A 17,561-nucleotide genomic window follows, 5' to 3' on the forward strand; every position below is an offset into this window, starting at 1 on the left:
TGGCCCACGGGCCGAGGACAGCAACGATGTCGGACTACATTCAAGAGCAAGGCGCGGCTGCCACCAGCGGCAGCCGCCGTGAGGAACGCAAGATCATTTTCGCGTCATCCCTCGGGACAGTGTTCGAGTGGTATGACTTTTTTCTCTATGGCGCCCTGGCTGCGGTCATCAGCAAGCAGTTCTTCGCCGGGGTCAACGACACCACCGCCTTCATCTTCGCCCTGATGGCCTTTGCCGCCGGTTTTCTGGTGCGCCCGTTCGGCGCCCTGGTGTTCGGCCGCCTGGGTGACATGATCGGGCGCAAGTACACCTTCCTGGTGACTATTGTGCTGATGGGCCTGTCGACCTTCGCGGTCGGCCTGCTGCCCACCTACGCCAGCATCGGCATCGCCGCGCCGATCATCCTGGTGGTGCTGCGCATGCTCCAGGGCCTGGCGCTTGGCGGCGAGTACGGCGGCGCTGCCACCTACGTGGCCGAGCATGCACCCCACGGCAAGCGGGGTTTTCATACCGGTTTCATCCAGTCCACCGCCACTCTTGGCCTGCTGCTGTCGCTGATCGTGGTGCTGGCCAGCCGCTACATCAGCGGCGACCAGTTCGAAACCTGGGGCTGGCGCCTGCCGTTCCTGCTGTCGATTTTCCTGCTGGCGATCTCCACCTGGATTCGCATGAGCATGCACGAGTCACCGGCCTTCGTGAAAATGAAGGCCCAGGGCAAGGTCAGCAAGTCGCCGATCCGTGAGTCGTTCACTTCGTGGCCGAACCTCAAGGTGGTGCTCACCGCGTTGTTCAGCATCAACGCAGGCCAGGCGGTGACCTTCTACACCGCGCAGTTCTACGTGCTGTTCTTCATGACCCAGATGCTCAAGATGGACCCGGCCCAGGCCAACACCCTGCTGATCATCAGCGTGGTGATAGGCGCACCGTTCTTCGTATTCTTTGGCTGGCTGTCGGACCGTGTGGGGCGTAAGCCGATCCTGATGCTTGGCCTGCTGCTGGCCACCGTGTGCTACTTCCCGATGTTCAAGGCCCTGAGCCACTACGCCAACCCGCAGATAGACGCCGCCAGCCGCCAGGCGCCGATCGTGGTCAATGCCAACCCGCAGGGCTGCACCTTCCAGTTCGACCCGGTGGGCAAGGCGCGCTTCGACAGCCCGTGCGACAAGGTCAAGACCTTCCTGGTCAAGCAGGGCCTGCCGTACAGCTCGGTGAGCGTGGCCGGCAGCGATGTCTCGGTGAGCATCGGCGACAAGACCATCAATGGCTTTGACGAAGCCGCCATGCGCAGCGCCATCGAGGCAGCCGGCTACCCGGCCAAGGCAGACCCGGCCAACGTCAACGAGTTCATGGTGGTGGTGCTGATCGTCGCGATGATCCTGATCGCCACCATGACCTACGGGCCACTGGCGGCGGTGATGGTCGAACTGTTCCCCACGCGCATCCGCTACACCTCGATGTCCCTGCCCTACCACATCGGCAACGGCTGGTTCGGCGGCTTCCTGCCGACGGTATCGTTCGCGCTGGTGGTGTACACCGGGGATATCTTCTACGGGTTGTGGTACCCGGTGCTGATTACCGGGGTGAGCCTGGTGGTGGGGATCTTCTGCCTGAAAGAAACCAAGGACGTGGATATCGACAAGGTCTAATGGCCTCATCCCTGTAGGGGCCGGCTTGCCGGCGATAGGGCCCGAAAAACTGGCACAAAAAAACCGGCGTAAAAGCCGGTTTTTTTATCGCGCGGAAAAACTTATGCACGATTTTCAGAAAAACGTCATACAGAGAAATAAACAGCTAATTCAATCACTTAGCTATGGTTTAAGACGTTTAATCCAAAAATTGTCAACAAGTTATCCACAGATGCTCAGGCGCTCTGCTGCTCGGGCTTTTGCGCCAACGGCGGCAGCGAACCCATGGCCCGCTGGGTGGCCTCGTTCCACGCCTGGGCGCGGTCGTTGAGCTCGGCAATGGCGCGCGGCCCGCTGCCTTCTGCATACATTGGTTCGCCGATCACGATCTCGATGGTGCCCGGGCGCTTGCCCCAACCCTCACGCGGCCAGAACTTGCCGGCGTTGTGGGCAATCGGCAGCACCGGCAGGCCGGCGTTCACCGCCAAGGCAGTACCGCCGCGGGAGAACTTGCCGATCTGGCCGTGGGGGACGCGGGTACCTTCGGGGAAGATCAGCACCCAGGTGCCCTGCTTGAGCAGTTCGTCGCCTTGGCTGGCGACCTGGCGCAGCGCTTCTTTAGGGTTTTTCCGGTCGATGGCGATCGGCCGCAGCATGGCCATGGCCCAGCCGAAGAACGGCATGTACAGCAGTTCGCGCTTGAGCACCTGGCTCAGCGGCGAGAAGTAAGCTGACAGGAAGAACGTCTCCCAGGTGCTCTGGTGGTTGGACAGGATCACGCAGGGCACTTGCGGCACGTTCTCGGCGCCGGTCACCTTGTAGTTGATGCCAAGGATGGTGCGCGCCAGGAACAGCGCACAGCGGCACCAGTACACGTTGATGAACCGGTAGCGCTTGGCGAATGGCAAGAACGGCGCGATGAAGAAGCTCAGCGAGCACCAGAGTACCGAGCTGGTACCCAGCAGCAGGTAAAAAAGAAAGATTCTGATCGCCTGCAGGATCGACATAGTGGCAAGTACCGTTGCGGGGCAAAGCCCGCCCAATGAAAAGTGCGCCGCCTGGGCGCACTCTTTTAAATAAGTTCTCTGGCGATAGCCGCCAGATCGTCGAAAATCAGTGTAGATTCCGGGACACCTTTTTCCAGGGTCCTCTGGCCCTTGCCGGTTTTAACCAACACGGGTTGTGCATCGACGGCCAGCGCCGCCTCCAGGTCACCTTTGCTGTCACCGACAAACCACACGCCGGCCAGGGGTACCTGGTAGTGCTCGGCGATTGTCCGCAGCATGCCGGGCTTGGGTTTGCGGCAATCGCAACCCTCGTCCGGGCCGTGCGGGCAATGTACGATCAAGCCGACTTCACCGCCCTGCTCGGCCACCAGTGCGCGCAAACGCGCGTGCATGGCCTCGAGGGTTTGCAGCGGGTAGTAGCCGCGGGCAATGCCGGACTGGTTGGTGGCCACGGCCACCGTCCAGCCGGCCTTGCTCAACTGCGCGATGGCCTCGATCGAGCCGGGAATGGGCAGCCATTCTTCCAGCGACTTGATGTAGGCGTCGGAGTCGAAGTTGATCACCCCGTCCCGGTCGAGAATCAGCAGTTTCAAGGCTTACCCCAGCAGCGAAATGTCGGCCACGCCCAGGAACAGGCCGCGCAGGCGGCTGAGCAGGGCATAACGGTTGGCACGCACCTTGGCGTCCTCGGCGTTGACCAGCACCGCCTCGAAGAAGGCGTCGACCGGGTCGCGCAGGGCCGCCAGGCGGGCCAGGGCTTCGTTGTACTGGCGCGCAGCGGCCATCGGTTGCACGGCCTGGTCGGCCTGCTGGATGGCCGAGTACAGCGAGAACTCGTTGGCGTTGTCGAAGTACTTGGGCTCAACCTGTTCGGAAATCGCGCCCTCGGCCTTGCTCAGCAGGTTCGACACGCGCTTGTTGGCCGCAGCCAGGGCCTCGGCTTCGGGCAGCTTGCGGAACGCCTGCACCGCCTGCACGCGCTGGTCGAAGTCCAGGGCGGAGCCCGGCTTCAGGGCACGCACCGACAGGTAGGTGGCAACGTCGATGCCTTCGTCTTCGTAGCGCGCACGCAGGCGGTCGAAGATGAATTCCAGCACCTGCTCGGCCAGGCCTGCGGCCTTGACCTTGGCACCGAACTGCTTGACCGCGAAATCGACGGCGGCGGTCAGGTCCAGGTCCAGCTGCTTCTCGATCAGGATGCGCAGCACGCCCAGGGCGGCGCGGCGCAGGGCGTACGGGTCCTTGCTGCCGGTGGGCAGCATGCCGATGCCGAAGATGCCGACCAGGGTGTCGAGCTTGTCGGCGATGGCCACCGCAGCACCGGTCAGGGTGTGCGGCAGCTCGGCGCCGGCACCGCGTGGCATGTACTGCTCGTTCAGGGCCAGGGCGACGTCTTCCGGCTCGCCGTCGTTGAGGGCGTAGTAGTAGCCGGCAATGCCCTGCATTTCAGGGAACTCACCGACCATTTCCGAGGCCAGGTCGCACTTGGACAGCAGGCCGGCACGGCCGGCGTTGGCAGCGCTGCCGCCGATGTACGGAGCAATGAAGGCGGCCAGTTTGCAGACGCGCTCGGCCTTGTCGAACACCGTACCCAGCTGGGCCTGGAATACCACGTTCTTCAGGCGCTCGTTGAAGGTCTCGAGCGGCTGCTTCTTGTCCTGCTTGAAGAAGAACTCGGCGTCGGTCAGGCGCGGGCGCACGACCTTTTCGTTACCCAGCACGATCTGCTTGGGGTCACGGCTCTCGACGTTGGCCACGGTGATGAAGCGCGGCAGCAGCTTGCCTTCGCTGTCCAGCAGGCAGAAGTACTTCTGGTTGTCCTGCATGGTGGTGATCAGGGCTTCTTGCGGCACCTCGAGGAAGCGCTCCTCGAACGAGCACACCAGCGGCACTGGCCACTCGACCAGCGCGGTCACTTCGTCCAGCAGCGCCGGCGGCACGATGGCGGTGCCTTCCTGCTGCATGGCGAGTTCTGCGGTGCGCTTGCTGATCAGCTCGCGGCGCTCGGCGAAGTCTGCCAGCACGTAGGCCTTGCGCAGGTCTTCGCAGTAGTTGGCAGGCGCGCTGATGGCGACGTTTTGCGGGTGGTGGAAGCGGTGGCCACGGGACTCACGGCCGGCTTTTTGCGAGAGGATGGTGCAATCCACCACCTGCTCGCCCAGCAGCATCACCAGCCATTGGGTTGGGCGCACGAACTCTTCACGGCTGGCGGCCCAGCGCATGCGCTTGGGGATCGGCAGGTCGTTCAGCGAGTCTTCGACGATGGTCGGCAGCAGGCTGGCGGTGGCCTTGCCCGGGATGTGCTGCGAGAAACGCAGCTTCGGGCCGCTCTGGTCGATATCCGACAGCTCTACGCCGCACTTCTTGGCAAAGCCCAGGGCAGCCTGCGTCGGTTGCCCTTCGGCGTTGAACGCGGCCTGCAGGGGCGGGCCGTCGATGTTGATGCTGCGGTCCGGCTGCTGCACGTCCAGCTGGCGGATCAGCACGGCCAGGCGACGCGGGGCGGCGTACACCTGCTTGCCGGTGTAGTTCAGGCCAGCGGCCTGCAGGCCTTTCTCGATGCCGGCCAGGAAGGCGTCGCCCAGGGTTGCCAGGGCTTTGGGTGGCAGCTCTTCGGTGCCCAGTTCAACCAGGAAATCTTGAGCACTCATTGTGCAGCCTCCAGCTTAGCCAACACTTCATCACGCAGTTCGGGGGTGGCCATCGGGAAGCCCAGGCGGGCACGGGCTTGCAGATAGCTTTGGGCGACGTCACGGGCGAGCGTGCGCACGCGCAGGATGTAACGCTGGCGCTCGGTCACCGAGATGGCGCGGCGGGCGTCCAGCAGGTTGAAGGTGTGCGAGGCCTTCAGGACCATTTCGTAGGTCGGCAGCGGCAGCTCCAGCTTGATCAGGCGGTTGGCTTCGCTTTCGTAGAAGTCGAACAGTTCGAACAGCTTCTCGACGTTGGCGTGCTCGAAGTTGTAGGTGGACTGCTCCACTTCGTTCTGGTGGAACACGTCACCGTAGGTGACCTTGCCGAACGGGCCGTCGGCCCACACCAGGTCGTACACCGAGTCGACGCCCTGGATGTACATGGCCAGGCGCTCCAGGCCGTAGGTGATTTCACCGGTGACCGGGTAGCACTCGATGCCGCCAACCTGCTGGAAGTAGGTGAACTGGGTCACCTCCATGCCGTTCAGCCAGATTTCCCAGCCCAGGCCCCAGGCGCCGAGGGTCGGCGATTCCCAGTTGTCTTCGACGAAGCGGATGTCATGAACCAGCGGGTCCAGGCCGATGGCTTTCAGCGAGCCGAGGTACAGCTCCTGGAAGTTGGCCGGGTTGGGCTTGAGTACCACCTGGAACTGGTAGTAGTGCTGCAGGCGGTTGGGGTTTTCGCCATAGCGACCGTCACCCGGGCGACGGCTGGGCTGCACGTAGGCGGCGTTCCAGGTTTCCGGGCCGACGGCGCGCAGGAAGGTCGCGGTATGGAAAGTGCCGGCGCCTACTTCCATATCGTAGGGCTGAAGCACCACACAACCCTGAGCTGCCCAGTAGTTCTGCAGGGCGAGGATCAGGTCTTGGAAGGTACGCACGGCTGGCGTAGGCTGGCTCACGAAATTCACCTGTATCTGGGGATGCGGATGTAAAGAGCGGGAGTATAACCCGATTCGCCTCGCCCTCTACGTATTGGAGCCTTATGCCACGCTGCTTTTGGTGTTCCGACGACCCGTTGTACCAGGCCTACCACGACCACGAGTGGGGAACGCCGCAGCGTGACCCGGCGTTGCTGTTCGAGATGCTTTTGCTCGAAGGGTTCCAGGCGGGCCTGTCGTGGATCACGGTTTTACGCAAGCGCGAGCGCTACCGTGAGGTGCTGCACGGCTTCGACCCGGTCAAGCTGGCGGCTTTGAGCGACGAGTACATCGAGGAACTGATGCAGGACCCCGGCATCATCCGCAACCGCCTCAAGCTCAAGGCCGTGCGGCGCAACGCCCAGGCCTGGCTGGCTGTGGATAACCCCGGGCAATGGTTGTGGTCGTTCGTCGGCGGGGCGCCAAAGATCAACCACTTCACTGGCCGCAGCGACGTGCCGGCGGTCACCGACGAGGCCAAGGCCATGAGCAAGGCGCTGCAGAAAGCCGGCTTCACCTTCGTCGGGCCGACCATCTGCTACGCCTTCATGCAGGCCACCGGCATGGTCATGGACCACACCACCGACTGCGATCGCTACGCCGCGCTGCTGCGCTGACGCGGTACAATGCGCGCCTTGCTGAAATAAGGAATTCGCCTGTGGAAAAGTTCAAGGGCGCCCTGATGGTCGGGGTGCTGCGCCTGTTCGCCAAGCTGCCCTGGGGCGCTGTGCAGCGTGTTGGCGCCGGTATCGGCTGGCTGATGTGGAAGGTGCCCAACAGCTCGCGCAACGTGGTGCGCATCAACCTGGCCAAGTGCTTCCCGGAAATGGACCCTGCCGAGCGCGAGCAGCTGGTCGGCCGTGCGCTGCGCGACATCGGCAAGTCGTTCGTCGAGAGCGCCTGCGCCTGGATCTGGCCGCCGCAGCGTTCGCTGGAGCTGGTCAAGGAAGTGCACGGGCTGGAGGTGCTGGAGCAGGCCCTGGCCTCGGGCAAGGGCGTGGTGGGCATCACCAGCCACCTGGGTAACTGGGAGGTGCTCAACCACTTCTATTGCAACCAGTGCAAACCGATCATCTTCTACCGCCCACCCAAGCTCAAGGCGGTGGATGACCTGCTGCGCGAGCAGCGGGTGCAGATGGGCAACCGCGTGGCGCCGTCTACCAAAGAAGGCATTCTCAGCGTGATCAAGGAAGTGCGCCGGGGTGGCCAGGTGGGCATTCCGGCCGACCCGGAGCCGGCCGAGTCGGCGGGTGTGTTCGTGCCGTTTCTGGGTACCCAGGCGCTGACCAGCAAGTTCGTGCCGAACATGCTGGCAGGCGGCAAGGCGGTGGGGGTGTTCCTGCATGCGCTGCGCCTGCCGGATGGTTCGGGCTTCAAGGTGTTCCTCGAAGCGGCGCCGGAAGAGATGTACAGCACCGACGTGAACGTATCGGCAGCGGCGATGAGCAAGGTGGTCGAGCGCTATGTACGCGAGTACCCGAGCCAGTACATGTGGAGCATGAAGCGCTTCAAGAAGCGCCCGGCTGGCGAGGCGCGCTGGTATTGAGATTGCTGGGGGCGCTGTGCGCCCCTTTCGCGACACAAGGCCGCTCCACAGAAGACCGCGATCCCCTGTAGGAGCGGCCTTGTGTCGCGAAAGGGCTGCAAAGCAGCCCCAGCGATCTCAGGTCTTGCTCAGTTTCTTGAGAAAAACAGTCATCTCTTTCTCGGCCTGCTTGTCACCATGGGCCTGGGCCGCAACGATGCCGTCTTCCCAGGCCTTGCGCGCCGCCGCCAGGTCACCGACCAGCTGATACGCCTTGCCCAGCAGCTTCCACGCCGCCGAGTACTTCGGGTCCTGTTCCACGCAGCGCGCCAGGTGCACAGACGCTTCAGCGCCATTGCCCTCGTCCAGCCAGGCCTTGCCCAGGCCAAAGCGCAGCAGCGGGTTATCCACACCCTTGGCCAGCATCTTTTCCAGCGATTCGCGCATCGTGCCTCTCCCTAGAAGAAACTCAAGCCGACGTGGAACAGCTTTTCCACATCGCGAATATGCTTTTTATCCACAACGAACAGGATCACATGGTCGCCCGACTCGATCAGCGTGTCGTCGTGGGCGATCAGCACCTCGTCCTCGCGGATGATCGCGCCGATGGTGGTGCCCGGCGGCAGGGCGATATCTTCGATGGCCTTGCCGACCACCTTGCTCGACTTCGAGTCACCGTGCGCCACCGCCTCGATGGCTTCGGCCGCGCCGCGGCGCAGCGAGTGCACGCTGACGATATCGCCACGGCGCACGTGGGCCAGCAGGGTGCCGATGGTGGCCAGCTGCGGGCTGATGGCGATGTCGATCTCGCCGCCCTGTACCAGGTCGACGTAGGCCGGGTTGTTGATGATGGTCATCACCTTGCGCGCGCCCAGGCGCTTGGCCAGCAGCGAGGACATGATGTTGGCCTCGTCGTCGTTGGTCAGGGCCAGGAAGATGTCGGCGTCGGCGATGTTCTCTTCGAGCATCAGGTCCTTGTCCGAGGCGCTGCCCTGCAGCACCACGGTACTCTCGAGGGTGTCGGAGAGCTGGCGGCAGCGGGCCGGGTTCATCTCGATGATCTTCACCTGGTAGCGGCTTTCGATGGCCTCGGCCAGGCGCTCGCCGATCTGCCCGCCACCGGCGATGACCACGCGCTTGTTGGTTTCGTCGATGCGCCGCAGCTCGCCCATTACCGCGCGGATGTCCTTCTTCGCGGCAATGAAGAACACCTCGTCGTCAGCCTCGATCACCGTGTCGCCACGCGGTGTGATCGGCCGGTCGCGGCGGAAGATCGCCGCCACGCGGGTGTCGACGTTGGGCATGTGGGCGCGGATCTGGCGCAGTTGCTGGCCCACCAGCGGGCCGCCGTAGTAGGCCTTGACCGCCACCAGCTGGGCCTTGCCCTCGGCGAAGTCGATCACCTGCAGCGAGCCTGGGTGCTCGATCAGGCGCTTGATGTAGTTGGTCACCACCTGCTCGGGGCTGATCAGTACATCGACCGGGATATGGTCGTTGTCGAACAGCTCCTCGCGGCTGAGGTAGGACGATTCGCGCACCCGGGCGATCTTGGTCGGGGTGTGGAACAGCGAATAGGCCACCTGGCAGGCGACCATGTTGGTTTCATCGCTGTTGGTCACTGCCACCAGCATGTCGGCATCGTCGGCGCCGGCCTGGCGCAGCACCGTCGGCAGCGAGCCGCGGCCTTGCACGGTGCGGATGTCCAGGCGGTCGCCGAGGTCGCGCAGGCGGTCGCCGTCAGTGTCGACCACGGTGATGTCGTTGGCTTCGCTGGCCAGGTGCTCGGCCAGCGTGCCGCCGACCTGCCCTGCACCCAGGATGATGATCTTCATCCGCTACTCCCTACCCTTTCTTGTTCTTACCCGCGCGAGGCGGCGATCTTGATCAGCTTGGCATAGTAGAAGCCGTCGTGGCCGCCTTCGCGGGCCAGCAACTGGCGGCCATGGGGCTGGCGCAGGCCGGCTTCGGTGGCCAGGTCCAGCTCGCGGGCACCGGGGGTGCGAGCGAGGAAGGCGGCGATCACTTCGGTGTTCTCGGTGGGCAGGCTGGAGCAGGTGGCGTACAGCAGCATGCCGCCCACCTCGAGCGTTGGCCACAGGGCATCGAGCAGCTCGCCTTGCAACGCGGCCAGGGCCGGGATGTCCTCGGCCTGGCGGGTCAGCTTGATGTCCGGGTGACGGCGGATCACCCCGGTGGCCGAGCACGGCGCGTCGAGCAGGATGCGCTGGAACGCCTTGCCGTCCCACCAGCTGGCGGTGTCGCGGGCGTCGCAGGCGATCAGCTCGGCGTCCAGCTTGAGGCGGTCGAGGTTCTCACGCACACGGGCCAGGCGCTTGGCTTCCAGGTCGATGGCGACCATGTGGGCAAGGCCTGGCTCTGCTTCAAGCAGGTGGCAGGTTTTGCCGCCGGGGGCGCAGCAGGCGTCCAGCACGCGCTGGCCGGGGGCCAGTTCCAGCAGGTCGGCCGACAGCTGCGCGGCTTCGTCCTGCACGCTCACCCAGCCTTCGGCGAAGCCCGGCAGGCCGCGCACGTCGCAGGCTTCGGCCAGGACGATGCCATCGCGGCTGAATTCACAGGCGTTGGCCTGGATGCCGGCCTCGGCCAGCAGTGCCAGGTAGGCGTCGCGGCTGTGGTGGCGGCGGTTAGCCCGCAGGATCATTGGCGGGTGGGCGTTGTTGGCGGCGCAGATGGCTTCCCATTGCTCCGGCCAGAAGGCCTTGAGCGACTTCTGCAGCCAGCGCGGGTGGGCGGTACGCAGCACCGGGTCACGCTCCATGCCGGCCAGCAGTGCTTCGCCTTCACGCTGGGCGCGGCGCAGCACGGCGTTGAGCAGGCCCTTGGCCCAGGGCTTCTTCAGTTTGTCGGCGCAGCCCACGGTTTCGCCGATGGCGGCATGGGCCGGAATGCGCGTGTAGAACAGCTGGTACAGGCCCACCAGCAGCAGCGCCTGCACGTCGGCGTCGGCGGCTTTGAAGGGCTTTTGCAGCAGTTGCGCGGCCAGCAGGTCCAGGCGCGGCTGCCAGCGGGCGGTGCCGAAGGCCAGGTCCTGGGTCAGGCCACGGTCGCGCTCCTCGACCTTGTCCAGTTGCGCCGGCAACGAACTGTTCAGCGAGGCCTTGCCGCTGAGTACGGCGGCAAGGGCGCGGGCGGCGGCCAGGCGTGGGTTCATTGGCCAAGTACCTTGCCGGAGGCGAATTTCTCGCGGCGGCTGTTGAACAGGTCGCTGAAGTTAAGCGCCTTGCCGCCGGGCAGTTGCAGGCGGCTGAGGCTCAGCGCGCCTTCACCGCAGGCGACCACCAGGCCATCCTTGCTGGCGGACAGAATTTCACCGGGCGCGCCCTGGCCTGTGGACAAGTTGGCGGCCAGCACCTTCACGGTTTCGCCGTCCAGGGTGCTGTGGCACACCGGCCACGGGTTGAAGGCACGCACCAGGCGCTCCAGCTCCACGGCCGGGCGGCTCCAGTCGATGCGCGCCTCGTCCTTGTTCAGCTTGTGGGCGTAAGTGGCCAGGGCATCGTCCTGCACTTCACCTTGCAGCGAACCGTCGGCCAGGCCGGCAATGGCCTGCACTACGGCTGGCGGGCCCATTTCGGCGAGGCGGTCGTGCAGGCTGCCGCCGGTGTCGTCGGCACTGATCGGGGTGACCACCTTGAGCAGCATGGGGCCGGTGTCCAGGCCCGCTTCCATGCGCATCACGGTCACGCCGCTTTCGGCATCACCGGCCTCGACGGCGCGCTGGATCGGCGCCGCACCGCGCCAGCGCGGCAGCAGGGAAGCGTGGCTGTTGATGCAGCCCAGGCGCGGGATATCCAGCACCACCTGCGGCAGAATCAGGCCGTAGGCGACCACTACCATCAGGTCCGGTTTGAGCGCAGCGAGCTCGGCCTGGGCGTCGGCGTTGCGCAGGGTCTGCGGCTGGTACACCGGGATGTCGTGGGCCAGCGCCAGCGCCTTGACCGCACTGGGCATGAGCTTCTGGCCACGGCCGGCGGGGCGGTCGGGCTGGGTGTAGACGGCCACGATCTCGTACGGGCTGTCGAGCAGGGCCTTGAGGTGTTCGGCGGCAAACTCTGGAGTGCCTGCAAAGACGATGCGCATGGAGTTCTCGCTGCAAAAAAGAAAAAGGCTTGCCGGAGCAAGCCTTTGGGAGGTGGCGATCAGGCTTGCTGGCGGTGCTGCTTTTCCAGCTTTTTCTTGATCCGGTCGCGTTTGAGCTGGGACAGGTAGTCGACGAACAGCTTGCCGTTCAGGTGGTCGAACTCGTGCTGCACGCACACCGCCAGCAGGCCTTCGCATTCCAGCTCGTAAGGCTTGCCGTCGCGGTCCTGGGCCTTGACCCGCACACGCAGCGGGCGGTCGACGTTCTCGTAGAAGCCGGGTACCGACAGGCAGCCTTCCTGGTACTGGCCCATGTCGTGGGTCAGCTCTTCGACGCTGGGGTTGATGAAAACCCGCGGTTCGCTGCGGTCTTCGCTCAGGTCCATCACCACCACCTGCTGGTGCACGTTCACCTGGGTGGCGGCAAGGCCGATGCCCGGGGCCTCGTACATGGTCTCGAACATGTCGTCGATCAGTTGACGCAGGGCGTCGTCAAAGACCGTTACCGGTTTGGCAATGGTGCGCAGGCGCGGGTCTGGGAATTCGAGGATGTTCAAGATGGCCATAGGGGTCAGGCAGTCACTGTGCGGTCGGTTGAAAACTGAGCACACATAATAAAGGGAAAAGGTTGGCAAGGCACCTGCGAAAGCTCGGCTAGGGTGTGAAAGGGCGCTTTATAGCGCAATTGATGGACAGCTTTTCAAAGCGTTATCAACACAGTTATCCACAGGTTGTGCCACGCCGATGGCCCCCTTCTGATCAAGGATGATCCCTATGAGTATTTTCCATTCGTCGCCTTGCTCGCCCGCCGAACTGGAAGCGCGATTGCGTTTGCATCGCCTTCCGGACACCGGCCTGCGACGCTTTCAAACCCTCATCGAAGCCTTCGGCAGCGCCTCTTCGGCGCTCAGCGCCCCGGCCAGTGCCTGGCGTTCGCTGGGTATACCGGCAGCCAGTATAGACGCCCGGCGCAGCCCGCAAGTGCGTGACGGTGCAGCGGCTGCAATGGCCTGGCTAGAGGGCCCGGGCCAGCATTTACTGATGTGGGACAGCCCTGGCTACCCGGCGCTGCTGGCAGAAATCGACGACCCGCCGCCGCTGCTGTTCGTCGCCGGCGACCCCGCCCTGCTCGACCAGCCGCAGCTGGCCATCGTGGGTAGCAGGCGTGCTTCACCCCCGGCACTGGATACTGCCGGCGGGTTCGCCCGCAGTCTTTCGCAGGCAGGTTTCACCATCACCAGCGGGCTGGCTTTAGGTGTTGATGGTGCCGCCCATCGGGCCGCGCTGAAGGCTGGCGGGCAAACTATCGGGGTGCTCGGCACGGGCCTGCAAAAACTTTATCCACAGCGCCACCGCGAGCTTGCCAGGCAGATGCTCGACAGTGGCAGCGCGCTGGTCTCGGAGTACCCGCTCGATGCTGGCCCCTTGCCCGGCAACTTCCCGCGGCGTAACCGCATCATCAGCGGCATGTCCCTGGGCGTGCTGGTGGTCGAGGCGAGCCTGGCCAGCGGTTCGTTGATCACCGCCCGCCTGGCCGCCGAGCAGGGGCGCGAGGTTTACGCGATCCCGGGCTCGATCCACCACCCCGGGGCCAAGGGCTGCCACCAGCTGATTCGTGACGGTGCGCTGCTGGTGGAAAGCGTCGGGCAGATTCTCGAAACCCTGCGCGGCTGGCAGAACCTGCCGCCTGCCGCTGTGGATAAACCCGCTCATCCGTTACTCGCCCTGCTGCATGCCGCGCCGCACACCAGCGAGGGCCTGGCCCACAGCAGCGGCCAGCCGTTGGCCCAGGTGCTGGCCAGCCTCACCGAACTGGAGCTCGAAGGCCGGGTCAGCAGTGAAGGCGGGCGTTGGTTTGCCCGGGCGGGCTAAGTACACTGCGCGCACGGTGTTTAGATGCGGAGAGACGCAAAATGGTGAGCAGTTTTCGTGTGCAACAAGCCGCACGTGAGATCCGGGCGGGCGCGGTTATCGCCTACCCGACGGAAGCGGTCTGGGGCCTGGGCTGCGACCCGTGGAACGAAGACGCGGTGTACCGCCTGCTGGCGCTCAAGTCGCGGCCTGTGGATAAAGGCCTGATTCTGATCGCCGACAACATTCGCCAGTTCGACTTCCTGTTCGAGGACTTCCCCCAAGACTGGATCGACCGCATGAGCGCCACCTGGCCGGGCCCCAACACCTGGTTGGTGCCGCACCAGGACCTGCTGCCCGAGTGGGTGACCGGCCAGCACGACACCGTGGCGCTGCGGGTCAGCGACCACCCGCAGGTGCGCGAACTGTGCGCGCTGGTGGGGCCGCTGATCTCCACCTCGTGCAACCCCGGCGGGCGCCCGGCGGCCAAGAGCCGGTTGCGGGTGGAGCAGTATTTCCATGGTGAGCTGGATATGGTGCTGGGTGGGGCATTGGGGGGGCGCAAGAACCCTAGCCTGATTCGCAACCTGGCCACGGGTGAGATCGTTCGGCCGGGTTGAACGTCAGCATTCGTGTCTAGCTTTTGGGGAGAGAATAAACCGTGAAAGAAACACTTCATTTGTTGAGTTCGAAGACCAACGCGCAACGACTGCGAGTCTCCATCGATCAGGTACGCGCTGGCAAGGTGACTAAACACGAGCTGAGCATCGAAGACGATGCTGATCGCACCAGTCAATCACGGGGAAAACCCGCTTCCACAGGGTCGCGATGAATCAAAAAGCGATGCGCGGCGCTGTAGGGGCAGGCTTGCTCCGCGACTAGGGCCTCAAGGCAACAGCACCGTAGACCCCACCGTCCGCCGCGCCGACAGCTCACTCTGCGCCTTGGCCGCCTCGCTCAGCGGGTAGCGCTGCTGGATATCCACCACCAGCTTGCCGCTGGCGATCATGGCGAACAGGTCATCAGCCATGGCCTGGGTGTTCTCGGCATTGTTGGCGTAGGTCGCAAGGGTTGGCCGGGTGACGTACAGCGAGCCTTTCTGCGCCAGGATGCCCAGGTTCACCCCGCTGACCGCACCCGAAGCATTGCCGAAGCTGACCATCAGGCCGCGTGGCTTCAGGCAGTCCAGCGAAGTCAGCCAGGTATCGGCGCCCACGCCGTCATACACCACCGGGCATTTCTGACCGTCGGTCAGTTCCAGTACGCGCCTGGCCACGTCTTCATGGCTGTAGTCGATGGTCGCCCAGGCCCCGAGCGCTTTGGCCCGTTCTGCTTTCTCGCTGGAGCTGACCGTGCCGATCAGTTTGGCACCCAGCGCTTTGGCCCATTGGCAGGCCAGTGAACCCACGCCACCGGCAGCCGCATGGAACAGGATGAAGTCGCCCGGTTGCACGGCATAGGTTTGCTTGAGCAGGTACTGGGTGGTTAGCCCCTTGAGCATCACGGCGGCGGCCTGTTCGAAGCTGATGCTGTCGGGCAGCTTGACCAGATTGGCCTCGGGCAGTGTGTGCACTTCGCTGTAGGCACCCAGCGGGCCGCCGGCATGGGCCACGCGGTCGCCGACCTTCAGCCGGGTGACGCCCTCGCCCACTGCTTCGACTACGCCTGCTGCCTCGGTGCCCAACCCGGAAGGCAGCGCAGGCGGTGCATACAGCCCGCTGCGAAAGTAGGTGTCGATGAAGTTCAGGCCGATTGCATGGTTGCGCACGCGCACCTGCTGCGGGCCGGGCGGGGCCGGGTCGAACTCTACAAGTTGCAGGACTTCCGGGCCGCCATGCTGGCTGAACTGGATACGCTTGGCCATCACACACTCCTGTCTTCAAAGGTCCAAAGGCCTTCTATCGGACGCCTTTGCTTGATCGCCGTCAACTGCGGCGCGGGGTTTGCCGGTGGTATGCTACGCGGCGAATTTTCCCCGCTCCTTCCAGGTGACCCGATGACCAGCCGCACCGAGGCCGTGAAAGCCTACCTGCTCGACCTGCAAGACCGCATCTGCACTGCCCTCGAGAACGAAGACGGCGGCGCCCGCTTCGTCGAGGATGCCTGGGTGCGCGAAGCGGGTGGCGGGGGCCGCACGCGGGTAATCGGTGAAGGCAAGGTGATCGAGAAAGGCGGCGTCAACTTCAGCCATGTGTTCGGCAGCGGCCTGCCGCCTTCGGCCAGCGCCCACCGCCCGGAGCTGGCGGGCCGTGGCTTCGAGGCCCTTGGCGTGTCGCTGGTGATTCACCCGCACAACCCGCATGTGCCCACCTCCCACGCCAACGTGCGGTTTTTCATCGCCGAAAAAGAAGGCGAAGAAGCGGTGTGGTGGTTTGGCGGCGGTTTCGACCTGACCCCCTACTACGGCGTCGAGGAAGACTGTGTGCACTGGCACCGGGTGGCCGAGCAGGCCTGCGCGCCGTTCGGCGCCGACGTGTACCCGCGCTACAAAGCCTGGTGTGACCGCTACTTCCACCTCAAGCACCGTGGCGAGCCGCGCGGCATCGGCGGTTTGTTCTTCGACGACCTGAACGAGTGGGACTTCGACACCTGCTTTGCCTTCATTCGCGCCATCGGCGATGCCTATGTCGACGCCTACCTGCCGATCGTGCAGCGCCGCAAGAACACCCCGTACACCGCCCAGCAGCGTGAATTCCAGGAATACCGCCGTGGCCGTTACGTGGAGTTCAACCTGGTCTATGACCGTGGCACCCTGTTCGGCCTGCAATCGGGCGGGCGCACCGAGTCGATCCTCATGTCGCTGCCGCCGCAGGTGCGTTGGGGCTATGACTGGAAGGCTGCGCCCGGCAGCGAGGAAGCGCGCCTGACCGAGTACTTCCTGCAGGACCGCGACTGGCTCGGCCAGTAAGCCTGTGGATAAACAAGGAGCTGCCATGGACCAGTACGTCGTTTTCGGTAACCCCATCGGCCACAGCAAGTCGCCGCTGATTCACCGCCTGTTCGCCGACCAGACCGGCCAGAGCCTGGAGTACGCCACCCTGCTGGCGCCGCTGGACGATTTCAGCGACTGCGCCCGGGGTTTTTTCAAGCAAGGTTGCGGCGCCAACGTCACCGTGCCGTTCAAGGAAGAGGCCTACCGCCTGTGCGACAGCCTCACCCCAAGGGCGCAACGGGCGGGCGCAGTGAACACCCTGAGCAAGCTGGCCGACGGCACGCTGCAGGGCGACAACACCGACGGCGCCGGGCTGGTACGTGACCTCACGGTGAACGCCGGGGTAACCCTTGCCGGCAAGCGCATCCTCGTGCTTGGCGCCGGTGGCGCGGTGCGCGGGGTGCTGGAGCCGATCCTGGCGCACCGGCCGCAATCGCTGGTGATTGCCAACCGCACGGTGGAAAAGGCCGAGCAGCTGGCGCGCGAGTTCGACGAACTGGGGCCGGTGGTAGCCAGCGGTTTTGCCTGGCTGCAGGAGCCGGTGGACGTGATCATCAACGCCACCTCGGCGAGCCTGTCGGGCGAGCTGCCGCCGATTGCCGACAGCCTGGTCGAGGCCGGGCGCACGGTGTGCTACGACATGATGTATGGCAAGGAGCCGACGCCGTTTTGCCAGTGGGCAAGCAAGCTGGGCGCGGCCAAGGTGCTGGATGGGCTGGGGATGCTTGCCGAGCAGGCGGCGGAAGCCTTCTTCATTTGGCGTGGGGTACGGCCTGAGACCGGGCCGGTACTGGATGAGCTGCGCCGGCAACTTGCTAGGGGCTGATATCGCCGGGGCCGCTTTGCGGCCCTTTCGCGACACAAGGCCGCTCCTACAGGGGGCAGGTATTACGCGGTCTGTGTAGGAGCG

At 64.6% G+C, this 17,561-nt stretch carries 17 protein-coding genes; 7 read left to right on the forward strand and 10 right to left on the reverse strand.

Annotated elements, in window-relative coordinates; genetic code table 11:
* Positions 1–26 precede the first annotated feature (26 nt).
* A complete protein-coding gene (locus KSS94_RS00055) occupies positions 27–1,646 on the forward strand; it encodes an MFS transporter (protein WP_217841089.1) in 1,620 nt (539 codons plus the stop codon).
* A 215-nt stretch (positions 1,647–1,861) separates the two neighbouring features.
* On the opposite strand, the gene KSS94_RS00060 is transcribed toward KSS94_RS00055, so the two are convergent.
* The 4 genes from KSS94_RS00060 to glyQ form a co-directional block, all read right to left on the reverse strand.
* The gene (locus KSS94_RS00060; RefSeq protein WP_217841090.1) at positions 1,862–2,632 is read right to left on the reverse strand and encodes a lysophospholipid acyltransferase family protein; all 771 of its coding nucleotides are present in this window, start codon (positions 2,630–2,632) and stop codon (positions 1,862–1,864) included.
* A 65-nt stretch (positions 2,633–2,697) separates the two neighbouring features.
* The gene (gmhB, locus tag KSS94_RS00065; protein ID WP_217841091.1) at positions 2,698–3,225 is read right to left on the reverse strand and encodes a D-glycero-beta-D-manno-heptose 1,7-bisphosphate 7-phosphatase; all 528 of its coding nucleotides are present in this window, start codon (positions 3,223–3,225) and stop codon (positions 2,698–2,700) included.
* A gap of 3 nt (positions 3,226–3,228) precedes the next feature.
* Positions 3,229–5,283, reverse strand: a complete 2,055-nt coding sequence (glyS, locus tag KSS94_RS00070) for a glycine--tRNA ligase subunit beta (RefSeq protein WP_217841092.1) — start codon at positions 5,281–5,283, stop codon at positions 3,229–3,231.
* Positions 5,280–6,227 (reverse strand): glycine--tRNA ligase subunit alpha, encoded by a 948-nt coding sequence (gene glyQ / locus KSS94_RS00075; protein WP_217841093.1) that lies wholly within the window; start codon positions 6,225–6,227, stop codon positions 5,280–5,282. Before glyQ ends, glyS begins: the two co-directional genes overlap by 4 nt.
* Before the next feature lie 83 nt (positions 6,228–6,310).
* Between glyQ and KSS94_RS00080 the strand changes: the two genes are divergently transcribed.
* A complete protein-coding gene (locus KSS94_RS00080; RefSeq protein WP_217841094.1) occupies positions 6,311–6,862 on the forward strand; it encodes a DNA-3-methyladenine glycosylase I in 552 nt (183 codons plus the stop codon).
* Between the two features lie 41 nt (positions 6,863–6,903).
* Positions 6,904–7,791 (forward strand): lysophospholipid acyltransferase, encoded by an 888-nt coding sequence (locus KSS94_RS00085; protein WP_217841095.1) that lies wholly within the window; start codon positions 6,904–6,906, stop codon positions 7,789–7,791.
* A gap of 117 nt (positions 7,792–7,908) precedes the next feature.
* Here KSS94_RS00085 and KSS94_RS00090 read toward each other — a convergent pair whose 3' ends face one another.
* The 5 genes from KSS94_RS00090 to def are packed head-to-tail and all read right to left on the reverse strand — an operon-like array spanning position 7,909 to position 12,434.
* Positions 7,909–8,217, reverse strand: coding sequence for a tetratricopeptide repeat protein (locus tag KSS94_RS00090; protein WP_217841096.1), 309 nt, complete (start codon positions 8,215–8,217; stop codon positions 7,909–7,911).
* Positions 8,218–8,228: 11 nt separating this feature from the next.
* The gene (trkA, locus tag KSS94_RS00095) at positions 8,229–9,602 is read right to left on the reverse strand and encodes a Trk system potassium transporter TrkA (RefSeq protein ID WP_217841097.1); all 1,374 of its coding nucleotides are present in this window, start codon (positions 9,600–9,602) and stop codon (positions 8,229–8,231) included.
* A 26-nt stretch (positions 9,603–9,628) separates the two neighbouring features.
* Positions 9,629–10,939: a 16S rRNA (cytosine(967)-C(5))-methyltransferase RsmB gene (rsmB, locus tag KSS94_RS00100; RefSeq protein ID WP_217841098.1), complete on the reverse strand. Its 1,311-nt coding sequence runs from the start codon at positions 10,937–10,939 to the stop codon at positions 9,629–9,631.
* The gene (gene fmt, locus KSS94_RS00105) at positions 10,936–11,868 is read right to left on the reverse strand and encodes a methionyl-tRNA formyltransferase (protein WP_217841099.1); all 933 of its coding nucleotides are present in this window, start codon (positions 11,866–11,868) and stop codon (positions 10,936–10,938) included. Before fmt ends, rsmB begins: the two co-directional genes overlap by 4 nt.
* A gap of 59 nt (positions 11,869–11,927) precedes the next feature.
* Positions 11,928–12,434: a peptide deformylase gene (gene def / locus KSS94_RS00110; protein WP_038707094.1), complete on the reverse strand. Its 507-nt coding sequence runs from the start codon at positions 12,432–12,434 to the stop codon at positions 11,928–11,930.
* Between the two features lie 208 nt (positions 12,435–12,642).
* Between def and dprA the strand changes: the two genes are divergently transcribed.
* Together dprA and tsaC are read left to right on the forward strand one after the other, a co-directional pair.
* Entirely contained in the window at positions 12,643–13,740 is a 1,098-nt protein-coding gene (gene dprA, locus KSS94_RS00115; RefSeq protein ID WP_217841100.1) for a DNA-processing protein DprA, read from the forward strand.
* Between the two features lie 41 nt (positions 13,741–13,781).
* On the forward strand, positions 13,782–14,339 hold the full coding sequence (gene tsaC, locus KSS94_RS00120) for an L-threonylcarbamoyladenylate synthase type 1 TsaC (protein WP_217841101.1): 558 nt from the start codon (positions 13,782–13,784) through the stop codon (positions 14,337–14,339).
* Positions 14,340–14,605: 266 nt separating this feature from the next.
* Here the strand turns inward: tsaC and KSS94_RS00125 are convergent, their stop codons facing one another.
* Positions 14,606–15,583, reverse strand: a complete 978-nt coding sequence (locus KSS94_RS00125; protein WP_217841102.1) for an NADPH:quinone reductase — start codon at positions 15,581–15,583, stop codon at positions 14,606–14,608.
* 132 nt (positions 15,584–15,715) lie between these two features.
* Here KSS94_RS00125 and hemF point away from each other — a divergent pair, with 132 nt between their 5' ends.
* On the forward strand, positions 15,716–16,627 hold the full coding sequence (hemF, locus tag KSS94_RS00130) for an oxygen-dependent coproporphyrinogen oxidase (protein ID WP_217841103.1): 912 nt from the start codon (positions 15,716–15,718) through the stop codon (positions 16,625–16,627).
* Between the two features lie 25 nt (positions 16,628–16,652).
* A complete protein-coding gene (gene aroE, locus KSS94_RS00135) occupies positions 16,653–17,477 on the forward strand; it encodes a shikimate dehydrogenase (RefSeq protein ID WP_217841104.1) in 825 nt (274 codons plus the stop codon).
* Positions 17,478–17,561: the final 84 nt, after the last annotated feature.

It is taken from the genome of Pseudomonas fakonensis, from assembly GCF_019139895.1.
Lineage (GTDB): Bacteria > Pseudomonadota > Gammaproteobacteria > Pseudomonadales > Pseudomonadaceae > Aquipseudomonas > Aquipseudomonas fakonensis.

Bases quoted from the DNA above. Each gene is read 5' to 3' on its own strand.
- KSS94_RS00055 (WP_217841089.1), top strand. From the start codon at position 27: ATGTCGGACTACATTCAAGAGCAAGGCGCGGCTGCCACCAGCGGCAGC.
- KSS94_RS00060 (WP_217841090.1), bottom strand. From the start codon at position 2,632: ATGTCGATCCTGCAGGCGATCAGAATCTTTCTTTTTTACCTGCTGCTG.
- glyS (WP_217841092.1), bottom strand. From the start codon at position 5,283: ATGAGTGCTCAAGATTTCCTGGTTGAACTGGGCACCGAAGAGCTGCCA.
- KSS94_RS00080 (WP_217841094.1), top strand. From the start codon at position 6,311: ATGCCACGCTGCTTTTGGTGTTCCGACGACCCGTTGTACCAGGCCTAC.
- KSS94_RS00090 (WP_217841096.1), bottom strand. From the start codon at position 8,217: ATGCGCGAATCGCTGGAAAAGATGCTGGCCAAGGGTGTGGATAACCCG.
- trkA (WP_217841097.1), bottom strand. From the start codon at position 9,602: ATGAAGATCATCATCCTGGGTGCAGGGCAGGTCGGCGGCACGCTGGCC.
- rsmB (WP_217841098.1), bottom strand. From the start codon at position 10,939: ATGAACCCACGCCTGGCCGCCGCCCGCGCCCTTGCCGCCGTACTCAGC.
- fmt (WP_217841099.1), bottom strand. From the start codon at position 11,868: ATGCGCATCGTCTTTGCAGGCACTCCAGAGTTTGCCGCCGAACACCTC.
- def (WP_038707094.1), bottom strand. From the start codon at position 12,434: ATGGCCATCTTGAACATCCTCGAATTCCCAGACCCGCGCCTGCGCACC.
- dprA (WP_217841100.1), top strand. From the start codon at position 12,643: ATGAGTATTTTCCATTCGTCGCCTTGCTCGCCCGCCGAACTGGAAGCG.
- tsaC (WP_217841101.1), top strand. From the start codon at position 13,782: ATGGTGAGCAGTTTTCGTGTGCAACAAGCCGCACGTGAGATCCGGGCG.
- KSS94_RS00125 (WP_217841102.1), bottom strand. From the start codon at position 15,583: ATGGCCAAGCGTATCCAGTTCAGCCAGCATGGCGGCCCGGAAGTCCTG.
- hemF (WP_217841103.1), top strand. From the start codon at position 15,716: ATGACCAGCCGCACCGAGGCCGTGAAAGCCTACCTGCTCGACCTGCAA.
- aroE (WP_217841104.1), top strand. From the start codon at position 16,653: ATGGACCAGTACGTCGTTTTCGGTAACCCCATCGGCCACAGCAAGTCG.